Source organism: Microbacterium invictum, from assembly GCF_034421375.1.
In the GTDB taxonomy this organism is placed as follows: Bacteria; Actinomycetota; Actinomycetes; order Actinomycetales; family Microbacteriaceae; genus Microbacterium; species Microbacterium invictum_A.
The window spans coordinates 3,490,864-3,508,136 of sequence record NZ_CP139779.1 but is presented as its reverse complement, the minus strand read 5'-3'; the positions used below and the strand labels follow the sequence as shown (position 1 = coordinate 3,508,136).

Genomic DNA, 17,273 nt, shown 5'->3' with positions numbered 1-17,273 from the left:
CGAGAATGCGGGTGAACCCCGCGCTCTCGGCGCCCAGGTGCACTCTCGGCGAGCGGATGAGCGTCAGGTGTTGTCGCGGAGATCGCGCGCGAAGTCGGTGATGCGCAGGCGAAGCGCCTCCATCCGACGCGCCCGGGCCGCCTCGACGTCGAAGCCGAGATAAGCGGGCGGCGGCAGCCGACGGACGTTCTGCGAGCACTCGAAGTGTTCGCAGACGAGCGTTCCGACCGTGTTGCCGTTGCGCCCCGCGCGCCCGGCGCGCTTCGCGCTGAAGAGCACGACCTCGTTCGGAAGGGTCACGTCTTCGCACCACGAACACTGGGTGCGAGCGAGCGTGCGCTGTTCGGTCTGGCGGAGGACGATCCCGACGAGGTCGTCCTCGACGGGGATCACCGCGTAGGCGGCAAGCGGCGTCTTGGGCGGACGCCAGCCGAGGAAGTCGCGTTCGGCCCAGTCGATCTCCGCAAGATCAGGCATGGCGACGGCGGCGCGTTCGCGCTGCGAGGCGTTGACGAAGGACGCGCGGATGTCCTTCTCGATGAGTGCGTGCATAGTGACGGCTTTCGTGTGCGGCTCGCTCGGAGCGAGCGGAATGGGATGCCGCGGGCAGACCGCCCGCGATGAAGAGGTGTCGGCGCCGCTCTGCGGCGCGCACGACTACCTCCGCTCGGCGCACAGTGCGCCGGCGACCTCCTCACGCCCCGCGGGCGTCACACGAATCTGCACGGCAATACCCTAACCCCGGCCTCGGCCGGCGGCGTCGGGAGCATGCGACTTCGCGGTCGGTCGCAATCGAGGGATCGCCCGCGGCACGCCGCGTCGCGGCATCCCTTCCCGGCGTGTCATCCGCCCGCCCCGCCGTTGCGCACGCGGTCGGCCCGTGGGGTTCAGCTCGGGACGACGACCGCGCGCCCGCGCACCGTCCCCTCGTGCAGCCTCTGGTACGCCGAGACGGCGTCGTCGATGCCGTAGCGCTCGACGTGCACCGAGACCTCGCCGACGCGGGCGAGGTCGAACACCTCCTGCAGCTCCGATCGCGTTCCCCAGTACGGCGCCCGGACGGCGGCGCCGAACGGTGTGGAGAAGAACCCCGTGGGAAGCACCCCGCCTCCGATCCCGACGATGTGGATGTACCCGTCGATCGCGACGACCTCGCGCGACATGTCCAGCGTCGGCTGTGCGCCGACGAAGTCGAAGACCGCCTCCGCTCCGCGTCCGCCGGTGAGCTCACGGATGCGTGCAGCCGTGTCGGGCCCCGACACCAGCGTCTCGTGCGCGCCGACCTCCGAGGCGAGGGCGAGCTTGTCATCGTTGAGGTCGACGGCGATCACGCGGGCGGCTGAGATCGCACGGAGGATCTGGATGCCCACGTGCCCGAGACCACCTGCCCCGATCACCACCGCCGTGGCGCCCGGGTAGAGCTTGTGCTGTGCGGCGCGGATCGCGTGGTACGGCGTCAGGCCGGCGTCCGTCAGCGACACGAACTCGACCGGATCAAGGTCGCCGAGGGGCACCAGGTGACGCGGGTCGTCGACGATCATGTACTCGGCCATGGCGCCGGGAGCCCCGAGCCCGGGAGGGGCGATGCCGAGGTCGGCGGCGTTCGGGCAGTAGTTCTCCGCGCCCTGCGCGCAGGCGTGGCAGAGCCCGCATCCCCAGGGGCCGTACACCGCGTACGCGCCGCCGACGTCGACTCCCGAAACGCCGTCGCCGAGCTTGTCGACGATGCCGGCGCCCTCGTGACCGAGCGTGAGCGGAAGCCCATAGGAGTACTGCTCCTCGGGCAGATCCATGAGGAACCAGTCGGAGTGGCAGAGCCCGGCAGCCGTCACCTTCAGCCGTATTTGGCCGGGCCCCGGCTCGGGAATGTCGATCTCGACGACCTCGGGCCCCTTTCCGATCTGGCGATACTGCACGGCCTTCATGGCGCCTCCTTGTTCGGGGTGGTTCTTCACCCCCACTCTCCGCCGCCGCGGGGCTTCCCACCACCCCTCGTCCCGCTGAGTGCGTCGCGAGAAGGGGGAAGGGCGAAGCCGCGCGGGTCAGCGGAAGAACAGGCCGAGGAATCCCGTCTGAGCGATGAGCCAGAACAGTCCGATGAGACCGAACACCACGACCGCGACCCACGGGACGCCGCGTTTGAGGCGCCGGCCGGGGGCGGCGACCCCGGGCGGTGGTCGCAGCGACGCCGCCGGCACCGCGAACGGGACGGCGGTCGCGCCCGGTGGTGACGATCCGGACAGGGGAAGAGCGGATGCCGCGGCCGCGGCGTGGGCGGCATGCGTGGGCGCGTCGCCGAGCCTTTCGTCGCGCCAGCGCGCCCACTGGGCGAGCTTGTCGAGCAGCGCGCCGACCACGGAGAACAGCCAGGCCCACGTCGCGGGGTCGAGGGTGGAGAAGTCGCGCTTGGCGTAGAGGAAGAGCCAGTCGTCGACGATCTCGACGTCGAGGGCGGCGGCGTTGTCGATGAACCGGGCCATGATGTCGGGTGTGAACAGGTACAGGGCGTCGCGCTCGTACCCCGCGGGGCAGGAGAGGGAGAAGTAGCGGTCGAAGTCGCCCTCGAGGCTGAGGCGCTGGTCCCGGTCGAAGGTGAGCGGCAGGTTCGAGCCGAACAGCCCGTTGTTGCCGGTGGCGTCGAGGACGATGTGCGGCAGCGGCACGTCGAGTTTCACGGCCACGTAGCCCCACTTGTGGGTGGTCTGGTTCTTTCCCGACCCGGTGACGTAGCGGTAGTTCGCGAACTCCACGAATCGGGGCCGGTCGCCGCGCACGAGGTCGGTCGACTGTCGAGACCGACCCTGGGAGAAGATCATGCCGGGAAGGCCGGGCGAGCCGAACTGCGGCACGTAGGTCATGCCGTTCGCCCGCGCGAACCCGTCGAGACGGTACCAGCGCTCGGCCGAGCCCTGCACCGCACGGATGATGAGCACCACCGCCAGCGCGATCGCCCCGATCACGACCACGGTCGGCACGAGCGCAGCGACCGCTGCGGCCACGCCGTTGCTCCGCGCCAATGCGAACACGATCCCCGCGATCACGCTGAGGAACGACGACCCCACGATCAGCAGGACGACGCCGGCCACGACGAATCCGATGATCGCCTGCGGCGAGCCGAACATGCTGGTGACGCGGCCCTCTGCGCGAAGGCGCCTCGCGAACTCCCGCACCGCCCGCCCGTCGACCGGCTGCACGAGCGGGCCGGCGTCGAACGGGTACGACGTTCTCATCGCCCCATCCCGCGGTGCCGTCATCCGTTCACCTCATCGCCGCCCCACGACAGGTCGGCGCCTTCGTCGATCGACCATGCTTCCAGGCGCGCGTCGGTGCACACCGCGCGGATCGCCGCAGCCGAGCCAGCGATCACCGTGGAGTCGGCGTCGACCTCGGTCGCGAGGACCCAGGCATGGTCGGCCGGCCACACCAGACTCGGCGACAGAGCGGATGCCGCGCCGCCGGGCGCCTCCAGCGCGGTGTCGCGCCACGGCACCTGCCACGGCCACGCCGGGTCTGCCAGCAGGGTCAGGTCGGCGTGGAACAGCACGTGGTCGCGGTTCGGCAGACGCAGGCGTGCGCCGCGAGACACCTCGTCGTCGAGGATGCCCGGCTGCCACGAGGGCTTCCGGAACACGTCGTTGAACTGGTCGCGCGCGGATGTCGCGAGGAAGTTCGCGTGCCGATCGGTCGTCGGATCGATGGCGTCGCCGGCGGCGGTGAAGAGCACGCGCGATGGACCGTATCCGAGGTGTCCGACGAGCCCACCCCATCCCTCCCACAGCGCGACGAACCCGTCGGCCGGGGTGGTGGTGTGTGCGAGCAGCGTCTGGGTCGCGGCGGCGACGAGGTCGCTGGGAAGCTCACCCGTCGGCGGATCGGAGTAGCGCCAGCCCGCGGCATCCCTCGGCCCGTCCTCACCCTCGACCTCACGGGAGCCGACGACGCCGTGCCACTGCGCCTGGGCGTGCATGGTGGTGCCGAAGGCCTCGGCCACGGTGGCCCAACTCACCCGCTCGGCGTCGATCTGCGGTGCGTCGGCCTGGAAGGCCGCCCACTCCCGGTGGTGGCGACCGTAGGGAAGCGGCGGCCAGGAGCGCCCGACGGGGCGATCACGGTCAGCCGGGTGGAAGATGCGCGCATAGGCCTCGTACCCGCGCGGCACCCAGGCGTGCATGGTCGCGCCCCCCTCCGGGCCGTCGGGGTCGAGTCGGTCGCGCAGCCAGGCTCCCGCCACGACATCCCCGGTCCATTCCATCGGTGTCCGCGCCACGGCGCCAGGCTACCCCGCGCTCGCGGACATCTCGGCGCGCACGGCGCGCTCCGCCCACCTCAGGTAGGCCTCGTGGGTCCAGCCCGACTGACCGACGAGTTGCTGATACCCCTCGGGGGAGAGGAGGAACGACACGGCGGCCGCGCGGCCCGGTGGATCGGCGGATGAGGGGACGAGGCGGCGTGCGATCAATTCGTCGACGAGCCGACGGTAGTCGGCGGCGCGACGGTCGAGGATGCCCTGCAGCGCTGCCTCGACCACGGGATCGGATGCGGCGGCGCCGAGCAGCACCGTCCACAGGGCGTACCCGCGGGCATTGGCACTTCCGATCTGGCGGATCACCGTGGTGAGGAACACCTCGTCCGGAAGGTCGAGCACGTCGGCGGCGACCTCGGTCTCGGCCAGTGACGGTGCGGCCTCGGTGCCGGCGAACGTGACCTCGAAGGCGGCGATGAGCAGCTCCGCCTTCGACGCCGCGGCCTTGACGGTCTCGGCCGAGACGCCGGCGCGCCGCGCGATCGCGGCGAGGGTCGTGGCCTGATAGCCCTGCGTGGCGAAGAGATCGGCGGCGGCGGCGACGATCTTCCGTCGCGTCTGCATCGCCTGCTGCGCGCGAAGCTCCGAGCGGTAGCTGCGGCCGGCGGCTGCGGGGGGAGACATCTATTGACTAACCTCACGGGGTAGTGAATACTTCCTGGGGTTATCGATTCTACGGGGGAGTCCGCTCATGTCCACCTTTCTCATCACCTGCACACCCGCCCACGGCCACGTCATGCCGCTGCTGCGCATCGCCCGTCACCTCGTCGACCGGGGTGACACCGTGCGCTTCCTCACCAGCCGGCGGTACGCGGCGCAGGTGCAGGCGGCGGGTGCCGAACTCGTCGCGATGACCGACGACGCCGATGTCGATCTCGACCACGCCGACGAGGCCTTTCCCGACCGGGTCGGACTGACGGGGCCCGCTGCGCTGCGCTTCGACATGAGCACCCTCTTCCTCCGACCCGCACCGGCGCAGCTCGCGATGGTGCGCGCGGAACTCGCCGCACACCCGATCGACGCCGTGCTCACCGAACCGCTCTTCCTCGGGTCGGCGCTCGCCCTCCACCTCCCCGACCGTGAGCGGGTGCCGGTGATCGTGCTCGGGATCTTCCCACTCGGGGTTCCCAGCCGCGACACGGCGCCCTTCGGCCTCGGCGTCACGCCGCGAGCGGGGTGGATGGGCCGGGCGCGCAACGCCGCACTGCGCGTGGCCGCTCGGCACGTCATCTTCGGCGGCGTCCAGCGCGAGGCCGACGCGCTCAGCCGGCGCGAGGTGGGCGCGACGTTCGGCGGCCTCTTCCTCGACTGGCCGCGCCACGCGGACGCGATCGCGCAGTTCAGCGTCTCGGCCTTCGAGTACCCGCGCTCGGATCTCGCCCCGAACGTGCACTTCGTGGGGCCCCTGACGCCCGCGGCATCCGACTCCTCTGTTCCCGCCTGGTGGGACGACCTCGACACCGATCGCCCCGTGGTCCACGTCACGCAGGGCACGATCGCCAACAGCGACTTCGATCAGCTCGTCGGGCCGACGCTCGAGGCGCTCGCCGAGCGGGATGTGCTCGTCGTCGTGTCGACGGGCGGCCGTCCGGTCGAGGCGCTCGGGGCCCGGGTGCCGGCGAACGCCCGGGTCGCGCGGTACCTCCCCTACGACCGTTTGCTCCCTCGAGTCGATGTCATGGTGACCAACGGCGGGTACGGCGGTGTGCAACAGGCCCTCGCCGCGGGGGTGCCGCTGGTGGTCGCCGGTCAGACCGAGGACAAGGTCGAGGTGAGCGCCCGAGTCGGGTGGACGGGGGCCGGCGTCAACCTGCGCACCTCGACGCCGTCGACCGGGGCGGTCGGTCAGGCGGTGGAGCGGGTGCTGGGTGAGCCCTCGTTCCGCGAGCGGGCGCGCTCGCTCGCCGCGGCGTACGCGCGCGCGGACGGACTGGCGGGACTCACCGCGCTGCTGCAGACCGTCGTCAGCCGCCCCGGCGCGCCCGCGTCGACGGGGGCGGCGTCGACGGGGTCGTCCGGATCGTGACATCCGCGCGATCTACACTGGCGCCGTGCCGACACTCGCCGAGGCCCTGACGCGGGGGACCGTGGTGCTCGACGGCGGCCTCGGCACGCTGCTCGAAGCCCACGGGCACGACCTGTCGTCGCACCTGTGGACGGCGCGGCTCCTGCGGGATGATCCCGGCGCGGTGCGCCGCGCCCACGAGGCGTACTTCGCCGCCGGTGCCCGGGTGGCCGTCTCGGGGTCGTATCAGGTCAGCTACGAGGGTCTCGCTGCCGTGGGGATGGACCGGAGCGAGGTCGACGCGCTCCTCACCCGCAGTGTCGAGATCGCGCGCGAGGCGCGCGACGCGGCGGGTCTCGCGCCGACCGACGCGTGGGTGGCTGCGTCGGTCGGGCCCTTCGGTGCGGCCCGTGCCGACGGCAGCGAGTACACCGGCGACTACGGGATGACGGTGGCCGAGCTGCGGGCGTGGCACCGCCCGCGCCTCGCGGCGCTGGCCGCGGCGGGCGCCGACGTGCTCGCGGTTGAGACGATTCCCTCTCTGGCCGAGGTGGAGGCGATCTGCGCCGAGCTCGCCGAGGTCGACCTGCCGGCCTGGGTGAGCGTCACGATCAGCGACGACGGGATGCTGCGCACCGGCGAGTTGCTGGCCGAGGCGGCCGGGATCGCGGCATCCCTCTCCTGCGTGGTGGGCGTCGGACTCAACTGCTGCGACCCGCGCGGTGTGACGGGTGCGCTCGGGGTGCTGCGTCCGGCCGTCGACCTTCCGCTGCTGGTATACCCCAACAGCGGAGAGGCCTGGCGGGCCGCGGAGCGGCGGTGGTCGGGTGCCGGGCGCTCACTCGCCGACGACGCTGCGGCGTGGCGCGCCGCGGGCGCGCGCGGCATCGGCGGGTGCTGTCGCGTCGGTCCTGACGAGATCCGCGCCATCGCCGACGCCCTCGGCTGACCCGCGGAATCGCGCCGCGACCGGGCATCCGGTAGCATGGGAGGGTTGTCCGGCTGGGCCCCGTGCCTGTGAGCCCGTGACGACGTGCACACACCCTCCTGCTACCGGGAAATGCCCGGCAGCCGTTCTAGTCCGAAGGAGGTGGGTAAGTGACGCACACGCACCAGTACGAGCTCATGGTCATCCTGAACCCTGAGATCGACGAGCGCCAGGTCGCCCCGAACCTCGACAAGTTCCTGAAGGTCATCACCAACGCTGATGGCTCGATCGACAACGTCGACATCTGGGGTCGCCGCCGTCTCGCCTACGAGATCCAGAAGAAGACCGAGGGCATCTACGCCGTCGTGAACTTCACCTCGACCAGCGAGGCCGCTCAGGAGCTCGACCGTCAGCTGAAGCTCAACGAGAGCATCATGCGCACCAAGGTCCTTCGCGCCGAAGAGGCCCAGGCCATGGTCGCCGCCGAGAAGAAGCGCGCCGACGAGAAGGCCGCCCGCAAGGCTGCCGCTCCCGCCCGGGCCCCGCGCCGCGAGTCGGCTGAAGCGAAGGCGTAACGACGATGGCCGGCGAGACGATCATCACCGTCGTGGGAAACCTCACGGCAGACCCCGAGCTGCGCTACACGCAGAACGGCCTGCCCGTCGCGAACTTCACGATCGCATCGACGCCGCGTACCTTCGACCGTCAGGCGAACGAGTGGAAGGATGGCGACGCGCTGTTCCTCCGCGCGAGCGTATGGCGGGAGTTCGCCGAGCATGTCGCCGGGTCGCTGACCAAGGGCTCCCGCGTCATCGCGACCGGTCGCCTGAAGCAGCGCAACTACCAGGACCGCGAGGGCAACAACCGCACCTCCATCGAGCTCGAGGTCGACGAGATCGGCCCGTCGCTGCGTTACGCGACGGCTCAGGTCACGCGCGCATCGAGCGGTGGCGGCGGTGGCGGCGGCGGAAACCGTCAGCAGGCGCAGGTGGCGGATGAGCCGTGGGCGACCCCCGGCTCGTCGAACGCCGGCGGCGCCGACGCCTGGAGCACCCCCGGATCCGCCGCCTACGGCGACGACACTCCGTTCTAAACAGATCTCGAATACCTAAGGAAGAACCATGGCTGGAAAGTCGAGCGGCGACCGCCGCAAGCCGCGGAAGGGCGCGAAGAACGCCGCCCCCGCGAAGGCGATCCGCGTGGGCGTCATTGATTACAAGGACGTCTCCACGCTTCGCAAGTTCATCTCGGAGCGCGGCAAGATCCGTGCCCGTCGTATCACCGGTGTCTCGGTACAGGAGCAGCGTCTGATCGCCCGTGCGATCAAGAACGCCCGCGAAATGGCGCTCCTGCCCTACTCCGGCGCTGGCCGCTAAGGAGCACCCATGTCGAAGCTGATTCTCACGAACGAGGTCGCCGGCCTCGGCTCGGCCGGTGACGTCGTCGATGTCAAGGACGGGTACGCCCGCAACTACCTCATCCCGCAGGGCTTCGCCGTGCAGTGGACCCGCGGTGGCGAGAAGCAGGTGGCGTCGATCCGCGCCGCCCGCGAGGCCCGCGCGTTCCACGACCACGAAGAGGCCGTCGCGCTGAAGAACCGTCTCGAGTCCAACACGGTCAAGCTGACCGTCAAGGCCGGTGCCGAGGGGCGTCTGTTCGGCTCGGTCAAGACCGGTGACGTGGCCGACGCGGTCAAGGCCGCCGGCCTCGGCGAGCTGGACAAGCGCACCATCCACATCACCTCGCCGATCAAGGCCGTGGGCGAGCACGAGGCGACCGTTCGCCTCCGTGACGACCTCACCGCCGTGATCACGCTGCAGGTCGTCGCCGCGAAGTAACGCGTAGACCCGCAGAGCGGATTCCGGATGCCGCGGAGCGGCCCTCTTCCCAGGGGGCGGCTCCGCGGCATCCGTCGTTCTCGCGGGCTTCTCCTTCTCACGTTGGCCGAGACCTCACGCCTGCGCCGAGACACCACGCGTCGGCGCGGGTCTCGGCAGAATCGTGGGTTCTCGGCGGGGCCAGTGGCGTCGTAGCTCGCCGGATGTTGCTCCCATCAGGTGTTACCGGATGCCGCGGAGCGGCCCATCCCCAGGGGCAGGTGCTCCGCGGCATCCGTCGTAGCGGCGTGACGATCACGGTGCGTGTCCCCCGCGGCACGCACCGTGATCGGGTGTGTCACGCCGTACGGCTCCGCACCGTCCGCAGGGCCGCACCCAGGGCGATGAGTCCGAGCGCTAGCAGCAGGGCTGCCGGGCCGGTCACCGTGCCGCCGGTGGCGGCGAGGGGCGTGGACGCGGTGGCGGTGCCGCCCATCACACGCTGTGCAGCGAATGACGGGCCAGCGGATGTGCCGGTGCTGGCTTGGCCGGGGGTACCGGGCGTTCCGGGCTGACCGGGGTTTCCGGGCGTGCCGGGGGTTCCGGGCTGGCCAGGCGTTCCGGGCGTGCCGGGCTGGCCAGGGGTTCCGGGAGTGCCGGGCTGGCCAGGGGTTCCGGGAGTGCCGGGAGTGCCGGGCTGACCGGGAGTCCCGGGCGTTCCGGGCGTGCCGGGCTGACCGGGAGTTCCAGGCTGACCAGGGGTGCCGGGAGTGCCGGGCTGACCAGGAGTGCCGGGCTGACCAGGGGTTCCGGGGGTGCCGGGCTGACCAGGGGTTCCCGGGGTGCCAGGCGTCCCAGGAGTTCCGGGCGTCCCAGGAGTGCCAGGCGTGCCGGGATTACCCGGGGTGCCCGGCGTCCCGGGCACGACCGTGGTCGAGCCGGTCTCGCTGTCGCCGATGACCGAGATGGCGTTGCCGCCGATCGTGACCGGAAGCGAGATCGGCGCCAGGATCTGGGTTCCGCCGAGGATGCTGCCTTCGCCGGAGGTTACGCCGGTGATCCCGCCGCCGGTGCCGCCGGTGGTGACGGCGGTGTCGGAGCTGCTGTCGCTGTCGCCGATGCCGGAGATGGCGTTTCCGGCGACCGTCACGGGAAGCGAGATCGGGGCGATGACCTGGGTTCCGCCGAGGAAGCTGTCCTCGCCGGAGGTCACGCCGGTGATCCCGCCGCCGCTCCCGCCGGTGGTGACGGCGGTGTCGGAGCTGCTGTCGCTGTCGCCGATTCCGGAGATGGCGTTTCCGGCGACCGTCACGGGAAGCGAGATCGGGGCGATGACCTGGGTTCCGCCGAGGATGCTGTCCTCGCCGGAGGTCACGCCGGTGATCCCGCCGCCGTTCTCTCCGCCATTGCCGCCGGTGGTGACGGCGGTGTCGGAGCTGCTGTCGCTGTCGCCGATTCCGGAGATGGCGTTTCCGGCGACCGTCACGGGAAGCGAGATCGGGGCGATGACCTGGGTTCCGCCGAGGATGCTGTCCTCGCCGGAGGTCACGCCGGTGATCCCGCCGCCGTTCTCTCCGCCATTGCCGCCGGTGGTGACGGCGGTGTCGGAGCTGGTGTCGCTGTCGCCGACGCCGGAGATGGCGTTGCCCGAGACGGTGACCGGAGCATCGACCGACACGAGTCCCTGCGTTCCGCCGAGGATGCTGTCCTCGCCGGACGTCTCGGCCGCGACCGGCGCCGCCGACACCGGCGCCGACGTGGTCGTCGAGGATTCCGACGAGCTGTCGCCGAGCACCGAGATGGCGTTGCCGGACACAGTGACGGGCGCGTCGACGTCGAGCACGGCTTGCGAGCCCGATCCGATCCCGTCGGAGCCGTCGGTGGTCACCGTCGGCTGCGAGGCCGCTGACTCCGCCGGCTGAGCCATCGACGTCTCCGAGGAGGAGTCGCTGTCACCGATGACCGAGACGGCGTTGCCGACGACCGAGACCGGTGCGTTGAGATCGACGACCGCTTGGGTGCCGGAGAGGAGACCATCCTCCCCCGTGGTTTCGGCCGCGGTGGCGACCGTTGTGCCGAACAGCGTGAGACCGCCGGCGATCACCGTGCCCCAAAGGGCACGCTTGACGAACGTGTGCATGAAGGTTCTCCCTTGAACTGATGGATGTCGCGCGAACGCGGATGACTCGGATGCCGCCGCAGGGCGGCGCGGAGTCCATCAGTCGGGAGAGGCGTCTGTCTCGAAGATCGGCGCCCCGGGAAGGCGGTCATCTTCAGGACCGACACGTCGCATCCAGGCACGGTATGCGAAGAGCGGTCCGAAGGCGATCAGCCCCCAGGCGCCGAGGCCGGTGCCGCCGGACGCGGCGGCAGTGGCATCGCCGGGGAGTACTCCCCCGGGTGAGTGGAGAGGTCCGCCGCGCTCTGTGGTGGCGGCGATGGTGATGGTGTCGTTCGAGTCGGCGGCTACCGCGTGTGGCATGATCGCACCCGCGGGCGAGGAAGCGGCACCGGTCAGTCGATGGCCGATCTGAGCGATGCCGGATGCCGCGAACGAGGCCGCCGCAGCGGCATCCATTCCCGCTGTCGTGGCGCCAACAGCGGAATCCTCGGCGGTTTCGGTGGGTGAAACAGGAGCAGAGCCGGATGACCCGGGGCGCTCGGTCGCCAGCGGCGGCCGGACCACCGGCAGGGCCGCGATCGGAGTGGCGGGAGCAAGGTTCTCGCCGGATCCGCCGATGGTCTCACCGACAGACTCGACACCGTCGTCCAGCGACCCGCCGACCTGCTCGACCGCACCGGGGATGCCGAGTTCGTCGGCGACCTCGCCGACGATCGGGGTGTGCTCGACCACACCGGTCACCACGTCGACGACCCCCGTCACCGGACCCTGCTCACCCACGGACTCGGTCAGGCCGCCGACAGTGTCCAGCGCAGACGAGGCGACGTCGGCGACCGGGCTGACGATCGGCTGCAACGGCGCAGCATCCAGCAGATCGCCCGCGGTGTCGGTGACGCCGTCGACGACGGTTCCCACCGTTCCGGTGAGAGCGTCGACGGTGCCATCGACCGCAGACGCTCCCCCGCCCACGACCTCTGTTACGGGGTCCCCCACGATCTCCAGGACAGGATTCGTGACCGGCGACGCCACGCCCTCGACAGTGTCGACAGCGCTGTCGATCACGGTGTCGGCGGCCGTGGTTTTGGGGGCGGTGGCTCTTTCAAGGGTTTCGGTTCCGGTCACCAGAACGGTTGACGTCGTATCCGTGACCGGTTCCGCGACGGTCTGGACAGTGTCGGTAACCGGTTCGGCAACCTTCTCGACTGTGTCGGTGACCGGTTCCGCGACGGTCTCGACCGTGCTCACGGGTTCGGCAACGGTCTCGACAGTCTCGGCGACAGGTTCGGCGACCTTTTCGACCGTGTGACTGACGGGCTCGACCGTGTGGCTGACGGGCTCGGCGACCTTTTCGACTGTGCCCGCACCGCTGGAGACCACCGCCCCGGCGGTGTCGGTCACCGGCTCAGCGACCTTCTCGACGGTGGCGGTCCCCCCGCCCACGACGTCGCCGGCGGTGTCGGCAACGGGTTGAGCAACGGCGCCGACCGCGTCTGCGCCACCGTCGGCGACAGTCGTCACCGCACCCAACAGACCCCCCGAGTCCTGCGACTCGTCGGCGAGGGCGCTCGAGGACGAGAGTCCGAGCACGAAGGACACCAGCATCCATCCGATCGCGACGCCGAGGCCCGCGAGCGCAAGCCGCACGAGCCGCGGGTATCGGCCGGTAACTGCCGTGTCCATCCTTCACCTCCGCACGCGAGTGACTCGCTCCGCGCAACGTCGCGCGGATCTGGGGTGCCTGGATTTCCGATGCTATGACTCGCCTATGAGGCTGTCAAGGGGTCTTGGACGAGGGGCAGCGCGAAGCAGAGTGAGTTCGGCATCGTGGCGCGATAGGGCTCGTACACCGGGATCGATGTGAATCCGAGGTCTTCGTACAGGGCGATCGACTCGGGCTGAGGCTTTCCGGTCTGGAGGATCACGCGGTTCGCACCCTCCTCCCGCGCTCGCTTGATGACGCGTTCGCTCAGAGCCCGGCCGATCCCACGACCGCGTGCGCCGGGAGTCACGATGAGGCGCTTCAGCTCCCATTCGGTGCCCAGTCGCCGAAGCATGACGTGCCCGACCGCGGTCTCATCGAGGACGGCGATCCAGGTCGCCACGACCTGCGCCGGCGTGACGCGCAGTGCCTCGATGCGCGCGGCGGTGACGTCTGCGGGCTCGTCCTGATTGAGGGGTCCGTACCGGCGGCCGAGGTCGTCGTCGAGCACGCCGCGGAGCATCGCTGCGCGCGGATCGTCGAGGTCGACCTCGAGAATCTGATACGTCACCCCTCCATCCTCGCCGTGTCGCGGCATCCAGACGACCGCTCAGGATGTCAACGGTTGTCCACACCTCTTTGTCAAGTCGAAAAACCTTCAATGCCTACTTCAACCACATCGTTATCCACATTCGTTGAGCAAGGAAAAACCAGGTGAGAGGCATTAAAGGATGCTGCGGCACCCGCCATTCCCAAAGTTGTCCACAGCGGTTGTTCACAGGCCATGCGGCGTTTCGCCCACACTTTGCACAGAGTTATCCACAGGTCGTCTTGCGAGTGTCCGAGCCCCTCCCTACCGTGAGGGGAGCTCAGGACGAGCCGCACGCACAGCGTCGACGCGGACGCTGCGGGATCTCAGGATCCCGGGGCCGGCGTGGCGGGTCGTCGCCTTCGCGCGCGCACCAGTAGTGGGGAGTACACATCGCCAATGTCGATCGCAGACATCTCTGATGAACGCATGGGCGGTCGACGCGAGCCGGAGCGCACGCCGCCGCACGACATGGCGGCCGAGCAGAGCACGCTCGGCGGGATGCTGCTGTCGAAAGACGCCGTCGCCGACGTCATCGAGACATTGCGCGGCGCGGATTTCTACATCCCCAAGCACGAGATCATCTACGAGGCGATCCTGTCGCTGTACTCGCACGGCGAGCCGACAGACGTCATCGCCGTCACGGATGAGCTCATCAAGACCGGTGACCTGCAGCGAGCGGGTGGTGCGGACTACCTGCACACCCTGACCTCGATCGTCCCGACGGCGGCGAACGCGGGGTATTACGCGTCGATCGTCGCCGAGCGCGCTCTGTTGCGCCGTCTCGTCGAGGCCGGCACCCGCATCGTGCAGATGGGTTACAAGGGCGAGGGCGACGCGATCGAGCTCGTCAACAACGCCCAGGCCGAGATCTACTCGGTCAACAGCGGTCAGGAGACCGAGGACTACGTCCCGCTCACCGTCGCCGTCGACGCCGCGGTCGACGAGATCGAGGCGGCCCGCGGCCGCGACGGCCAGATGACCGGCATCCCGACCGGCTTCTCAGGACTCGACCAGCTCACGAACGGTCTGCACCCCGGGCAGATGATCGTCGTGGCGGCGAGGCCGGCGATGGGCAAGGCCCTCGCCCTGGACACGCCGCTCCCGACGCCCACGGGATGGACCACGATGGGCGAGGTCAAGGTCGGCGATGAGCTCTTCGATGCTGACGGACGACCGACGAGGGTCGTCGCGGCAACCGAGGTCATGATCGACCGACCCTGTTACGAGGTCGAGTTCTCCGACGGGTCGCGCATCATCGCCGATGCCGAGCACCAGTGGGTGACCGAGACGCGCGCCGCGCGTCGCGGTGGTCGTGCGACGGCTTCGGTCGTGACGACCGAGGAGATGGCCGCGACCCTTACCGTCGGGGCAGAGCGGCGTGCGAATCACTCCGTGCGAAACGGGCGGCCGCTCCAGGGTCCCGACGCAGACCTCCCGGTGGCCCCCTACGCCCTCGGCGCCTGGCTCGGTGATGGTCACACCGCGGGCAATCGCATTACGAGCGAGACCGACGAGATCCCCGGTTTCATCCGCCGCAGCGGACTCCGTGTCGAGGCTCGAGGCGGGATGCTCTACTCCGTGCAGCTGCTCGAGCGGGAGGAGCTCATGCGGGTCTGCGAGATCTGCGGAACGAGCTTCCGCGCTCGCCACCCGCACGTCCGCACGTGTGGACGCACCTGCGGGCCGAAGAACAAGGGCGCGCATCCGGAGCGCCTGTCCTGCCCGGACTGCGGTCAGGCCTTCTCGGGTGAAGCGCAGCGCTGCGCAGCCTGCCATCACGACCACGGGTCTTTCACTGCCCTCCTTCGCAAAGCCGGTGTCCTCGGCGACAAGCACGTTCCGCTCGCGTACCTTCGGGCATCTGAGGCGCAGCGTCGTGAATTGCTGGCGGGGCTGCTCGACACCGACGGAACGGTCGTGCGAGGCGTCGGGTCCTGCCAGTTCGCCGTGACCAACAAGAAGCTGGCCGATTCGGTGTACGAGTTGATCGTCAGCCTGGGGTATCGGTGCGGGCGGACCACGAAACTCGTGAAGGGCCGGTCAGCGGAGTCGTCGACCTGCTACATCCTGAACTTCTCCACCACCGACGATGTGTTCTGGCTCGAGCGCAAGCGCGCTCTCCACGCTCAGGAGCGCCCCGCCGATACGACGCGAACGGGTCGGCGCTATGTGACGGCCGTCCGGCCGGTGCCGAGCGTTCCCGTGCGTTGTGTGCAGGTCGACAACGACGACCACCTCTATCTCGCGGGCGAGTCGATGATCCCGACCCACAACTCGACGCTGGCTCTCGATTTCGCCCGCGCGGCCGCGATCAAGAACAACATGCCGACCATCGTCTTCTCCCTCGAGATGGGGCGGAGCGAGATCGCCATGCGCCTCATGAGCGCGGAGGCGGCGGTCCCGTTGCAGAACATGCGCAAGGGCACGCTCGACTCGCGCGACTGGACGACGATCGCCTCCACGCGCGGTCGCATCAACGATGCTCCCCTCTACATCGACGACAGCCCGAACATGACGCTGGTCGAGATCCGTGCGAAGTGTCGACGCCTCAAGCAGCGGGTCGGCCTGAAGATGGTCATCATCGATTACCTGCAGCTGATGACGAGCGGCAAGCGCGTCGAGTCGCGTCAGCAGGAGGTGTCGGAGTTCTCCCGCGCCCTAAAGCTGCTCGCCAAGGAGCTCCAGGTGCCGGTGATCGCCCTGTCGCAGCTGAACCGTGGTCCCGAACAGCGGGCGGACAAGAAGCCGGCGCTGTCCGACCTCCGCGAGTCGGGTTCGATCGAGCAGGATGCCGACATGGTCGTCCTTCTTCATCGCGAGGCCGCGTACGAGCGAGACAGTCCGCGCGCGGGAGAGGCCGACCTGATCGTGGCGAAGCACCGTAACGGCCCGACCGACACAGTGGTTGTGGCGTTCCAGGGGCACTTCTCCCGCTTCACGGACATGGCCGTGGGGATGTAAGACAGCGGGAGTGTGTCCTCCGGTCGGCGGGACACCCGCGCGAGTCCCGGATCTGCGAACCCTCAAGCCACGAGGCTGACGGTGACGTCAGCGACACGTCACCCGACGCGGTGATGAGGCTGCGGTGCTCGCGACCGGGCGCCGGCGCGCGTCCTGCGAAGGGCGATCGCCGCGATCGCTCCCCCGATCGCGCCGAAGAGGTGCGCCTGCCAGGAGATTCCGTCCGCGGCGCGGAAGATCCCGGCTAGCATGCTCCCGCCGTACAGGGCGACGACCGTCAGCGCGATCAGCGCGTAAAGGATGCCGTGTCCCAACGACCTCGCCACGAATGCGCGGACCACCAGGTAGCCGAAGTAGCCGAAGACCATGCCGGATGCGCCCACGGTGATGGTGCCGGGTGCATTCAAGATCCACGTCCCGACACCGGCGATCACCGCGACGATGGCGGTCACCGCCCAGAACCGGCCGATGCCGTCGAGTGCGACGAGCACCCCGAGGACGAGGAACGGGATCGTGTTGGCGAGCAGGTGCGGCCACCCGGAGTGCAGGCCGTGGGCGAGCAGGATGCCGTCGAGGCCCTCGAGAGCCCACGACTCGATGCCGAACATCCGAACCCAGCTTCCGGGCAGGACCGCGTCCAATGCCGTGATGGCCCACATGATCGCCGCGAGGATCAGCGGCTGGAGCGCACGGGTCGTCCAGCGACTGGTCGATCGCGGCGAGGTCGCGGCAGCGGTCATGGACACATCGTCGCATCCACTCCTGGCTATCGAGTCGGAACCTCTCAGGAAGGACGTTCCTCGCGAGACTCGTCGATACCGACTCTCGAGGTGCGGCCCGCCCGGG

General features: G+C 69.8%; 16 protein-coding genes. 7 read left to right on the top strand and 9 right to left on the bottom strand.

What is annotated here, in order from left to right:
* Nucleotides 1-63 precede the first annotated feature (63 nt).
* From T9R20_RS16940 to T9R20_RS16920, 5 genes are all read right to left on the bottom strand, one after another.
* Complete coding sequence (locus T9R20_RS16940) at nt 64-552, bottom strand: FBP domain-containing protein (RefSeq protein WP_322410505.1); 489 nt, start codon at nt 550-552, stop codon at nt 64-66.
* Nucleotides 553-887: 335 nt separating this feature from the next.
* Nucleotides 888-1,925: an NAD(P)-dependent alcohol dehydrogenase gene (locus T9R20_RS16935; protein ID WP_322410504.1), complete on the bottom strand. Its 1,038-nt coding sequence runs from the start codon at nt 1,923-1,925 to the stop codon at nt 888-890.
* Between the two features lie 117 nt (nt 1,926-2,042).
* Nucleotides 2,043-3,230: a hypothetical protein gene (locus T9R20_RS16930; protein WP_322410503.1), complete on the bottom strand. Its 1,188-nt coding sequence runs from the start codon at nt 3,228-3,230 to the stop codon at nt 2,043-2,045.
* 20 nt (nt 3,231-3,250) lie between these two features.
* A complete protein-coding gene (locus T9R20_RS16925) occupies nt 3,251-4,267 on the bottom strand; it encodes a hypothetical protein (protein ID WP_322410502.1) in 1,017 nt (338 codons plus the stop codon).
* Nucleotides 4,268-4,276: 9 nt separating this feature from the next.
* Nucleotides 4,277-4,927 carry a helix-turn-helix domain-containing protein gene (locus tag T9R20_RS16920; protein ID WP_322410501.1) on the bottom strand — a complete coding sequence of 217 codons (651 nt, stop codon included), beginning with the start codon at nt 4,925-4,927 and terminating at the stop codon, nt 4,277-4,279.
* Nucleotides 4,928-4,994: 67 nt separating this feature from the next.
* Here T9R20_RS16920 and T9R20_RS16915 point away from each other — a divergent pair, with 67 nt between their 5' ends.
* The 6 genes from T9R20_RS16915 to rplI all read left to right on the top strand — a co-directional run bounded on the left by T9R20_RS16915 (nt 4,995) and on the right by rplI (nt 9,074).
* Entirely contained in the window at nt 4,995-6,329 is a 1,335-nt protein-coding gene (locus tag T9R20_RS16915; RefSeq protein WP_322410500.1) for a glycosyltransferase, read from the top strand.
* Between the two features lie 25 nt (nt 6,330-6,354).
* Nucleotides 6,355-7,257 carry a homocysteine S-methyltransferase gene (gene mmuM, locus T9R20_RS16910; RefSeq protein ID WP_322410499.1) on the top strand — a complete coding sequence of 301 codons (903 nt, stop codon included), beginning with the start codon at nt 6,355-6,357 and terminating at the stop codon, nt 7,255-7,257.
* 176 nt (nt 7,258-7,433) lie between these two features.
* Nucleotides 7,434-7,811, top strand: coding sequence for a 30S ribosomal protein S6 (gene rpsF / locus T9R20_RS16905; RefSeq protein WP_235015035.1), 378 nt, complete (start codon nt 7,434-7,436; stop codon nt 7,809-7,811).
* A 5-nt stretch (nt 7,812-7,816) separates the two neighbouring features.
* Nucleotides 7,817-8,329: a single-stranded DNA-binding protein gene (locus T9R20_RS16900; protein WP_322410498.1), complete on the top strand. Its 513-nt coding sequence runs from the start codon at nt 7,817-7,819 to the stop codon at nt 8,327-8,329.
* A 28-nt stretch (nt 8,330-8,357) separates the two neighbouring features.
* Entirely contained in the window at nt 8,358-8,612 is a 255-nt protein-coding gene (gene rpsR / locus T9R20_RS16895) for a 30S ribosomal protein S18 (RefSeq protein ID WP_322410497.1), read from the top strand.
* A gap of 9 nt (nt 8,613-8,621) precedes the next feature.
* Nucleotides 8,622-9,074: a 50S ribosomal protein L9 gene (gene rplI / locus T9R20_RS16890; RefSeq protein ID WP_124291976.1), complete on the top strand. Its 453-nt coding sequence runs from the start codon at nt 8,622-8,624 to the stop codon at nt 9,072-9,074.
* A 337-nt stretch (nt 9,075-9,411) separates the two neighbouring features.
* Here the strand turns inward: rplI and T9R20_RS16885 are convergent, their stop codons facing one another.
* The 3 genes from T9R20_RS16885 to T9R20_RS16875 all read right to left on the bottom strand — a co-directional run bounded on the left by T9R20_RS16885 (nt 9,412) and on the right by T9R20_RS16875 (nt 13,445).
* Nucleotides 9,412-11,193, bottom strand: coding sequence for a hypothetical protein (locus tag T9R20_RS16885; RefSeq protein ID WP_322410496.1), 1,782 nt, complete (start codon nt 11,191-11,193; stop codon nt 9,412-9,414).
* Nucleotides 11,194-11,271: 78 nt separating this feature from the next.
* Nucleotides 11,272-12,855, bottom strand: a complete 1,584-nt coding sequence (locus tag T9R20_RS16880) for a hypothetical protein (protein WP_322410495.1) — start codon at nt 12,853-12,855, stop codon at nt 11,272-11,274.
* A gap of 83 nt (nt 12,856-12,938) precedes the next feature.
* Nucleotides 12,939-13,445: a GNAT family N-acetyltransferase gene (locus T9R20_RS16875; RefSeq protein WP_322410494.1), complete on the bottom strand. Its 507-nt coding sequence runs from the start codon at nt 13,443-13,445 to the stop codon at nt 12,939-12,941.
* Nucleotides 13,446-13,862: 417 nt separating this feature from the next.
* Here T9R20_RS16875 and dnaB point away from each other — a divergent pair, with 417 nt between their 5' ends.
* Complete coding sequence (gene dnaB, locus T9R20_RS16870; RefSeq protein WP_322410493.1) at nt 13,863-16,427, top strand: replicative DNA helicase; 2,565 nt, start codon at nt 13,863-13,865, stop codon at nt 16,425-16,427.
* A 98-nt stretch (nt 16,428-16,525) separates the two neighbouring features.
* On the opposite strand, the gene T9R20_RS16865 is transcribed toward dnaB, so the two are convergent.
* Nucleotides 16,526-17,167 carry a rhomboid family intramembrane serine protease gene (locus tag T9R20_RS16865; RefSeq protein WP_322410492.1) on the bottom strand — a complete coding sequence of 214 codons (642 nt, stop codon included), beginning with the start codon at nt 17,165-17,167 and terminating at the stop codon, nt 16,526-16,528.
* Nucleotides 17,168-17,273: the final 106 nt, after the last annotated feature.

Excerpts from the sequence above, each read along its gene's own strand:
- T9R20_RS16915 (WP_322410500.1), top strand. The coding sequence starts at position 4,995 with ATGTCCACCTTTCTCATCACCTGCACACCCGCCCACGGCCACGTCATG.
- rpsF (WP_235015035.1), top strand. The coding sequence starts at position 7,434 with ATGGTCATCCTGAACCCTGAGATCGACGAGCGCCAGGTCGCCCCGAAC.
- dnaB (WP_322410493.1), top strand. The coding sequence starts at position 13,863 with ATGTCGATCGCAGACATCTCTGATGAACGCATGGGCGGTCGACGCGAG.
- T9R20_RS16935 (WP_322410504.1), bottom strand. The coding sequence starts at position 1,925 with ATGAAGGCCGTGCAGTATCGCCAGATCGGAAAGGGGCCCGAGGTCGTC.
- T9R20_RS16920 (WP_322410501.1), bottom strand. The coding sequence starts at position 4,927 with ATGTCTCCCCCCGCAGCCGCCGGCCGCAGCTACCGCTCGGAGCTTCGC.
- rplI (WP_124291976.1), top strand. The coding sequence starts at position 8,622 with ATGTCGAAGCTGATTCTCACGAACGAGGTCGCCGGCCTCGGCTCGGCC.
- T9R20_RS16900 (WP_322410498.1), top strand. The coding sequence starts at position 7,817 with ATGGCCGGCGAGACGATCATCACCGTCGTGGGAAACCTCACGGCAGAC.
- T9R20_RS16865 (WP_322410492.1), bottom strand. The coding sequence starts at position 17,167 with ATGACCGCTGCCGCGACCTCGCCGCGATCGACCAGTCGCTGGACGACC.
- T9R20_RS16940 (WP_322410505.1), bottom strand. The coding sequence starts at position 552 with ATGCACGCACTCATCGAGAAGGACATCCGCGCGTCCTTCGTCAACGCC.
- rpsR (WP_322410497.1), top strand. The coding sequence starts at position 8,358 with ATGGCTGGAAAGTCGAGCGGCGACCGCCGCAAGCCGCGGAAGGGCGCG.
- T9R20_RS16930 (WP_322410503.1), bottom strand. The coding sequence starts at position 3,230 with ATGAGAACGTCGTACCCGTTCGACGCCGGCCCGCTCGTGCAGCCGGTC.
- T9R20_RS16885 (WP_322410496.1), bottom strand. The coding sequence starts at position 11,193 with ATGCACACGTTCGTCAAGCGTGCCCTTTGGGGCACGGTGATCGCCGGC.
- T9R20_RS16880 (WP_322410495.1), bottom strand. The coding sequence starts at position 12,855 with ATGGACACGGCAGTTACCGGCCGATACCCGCGGCTCGTGCGGCTTGCG.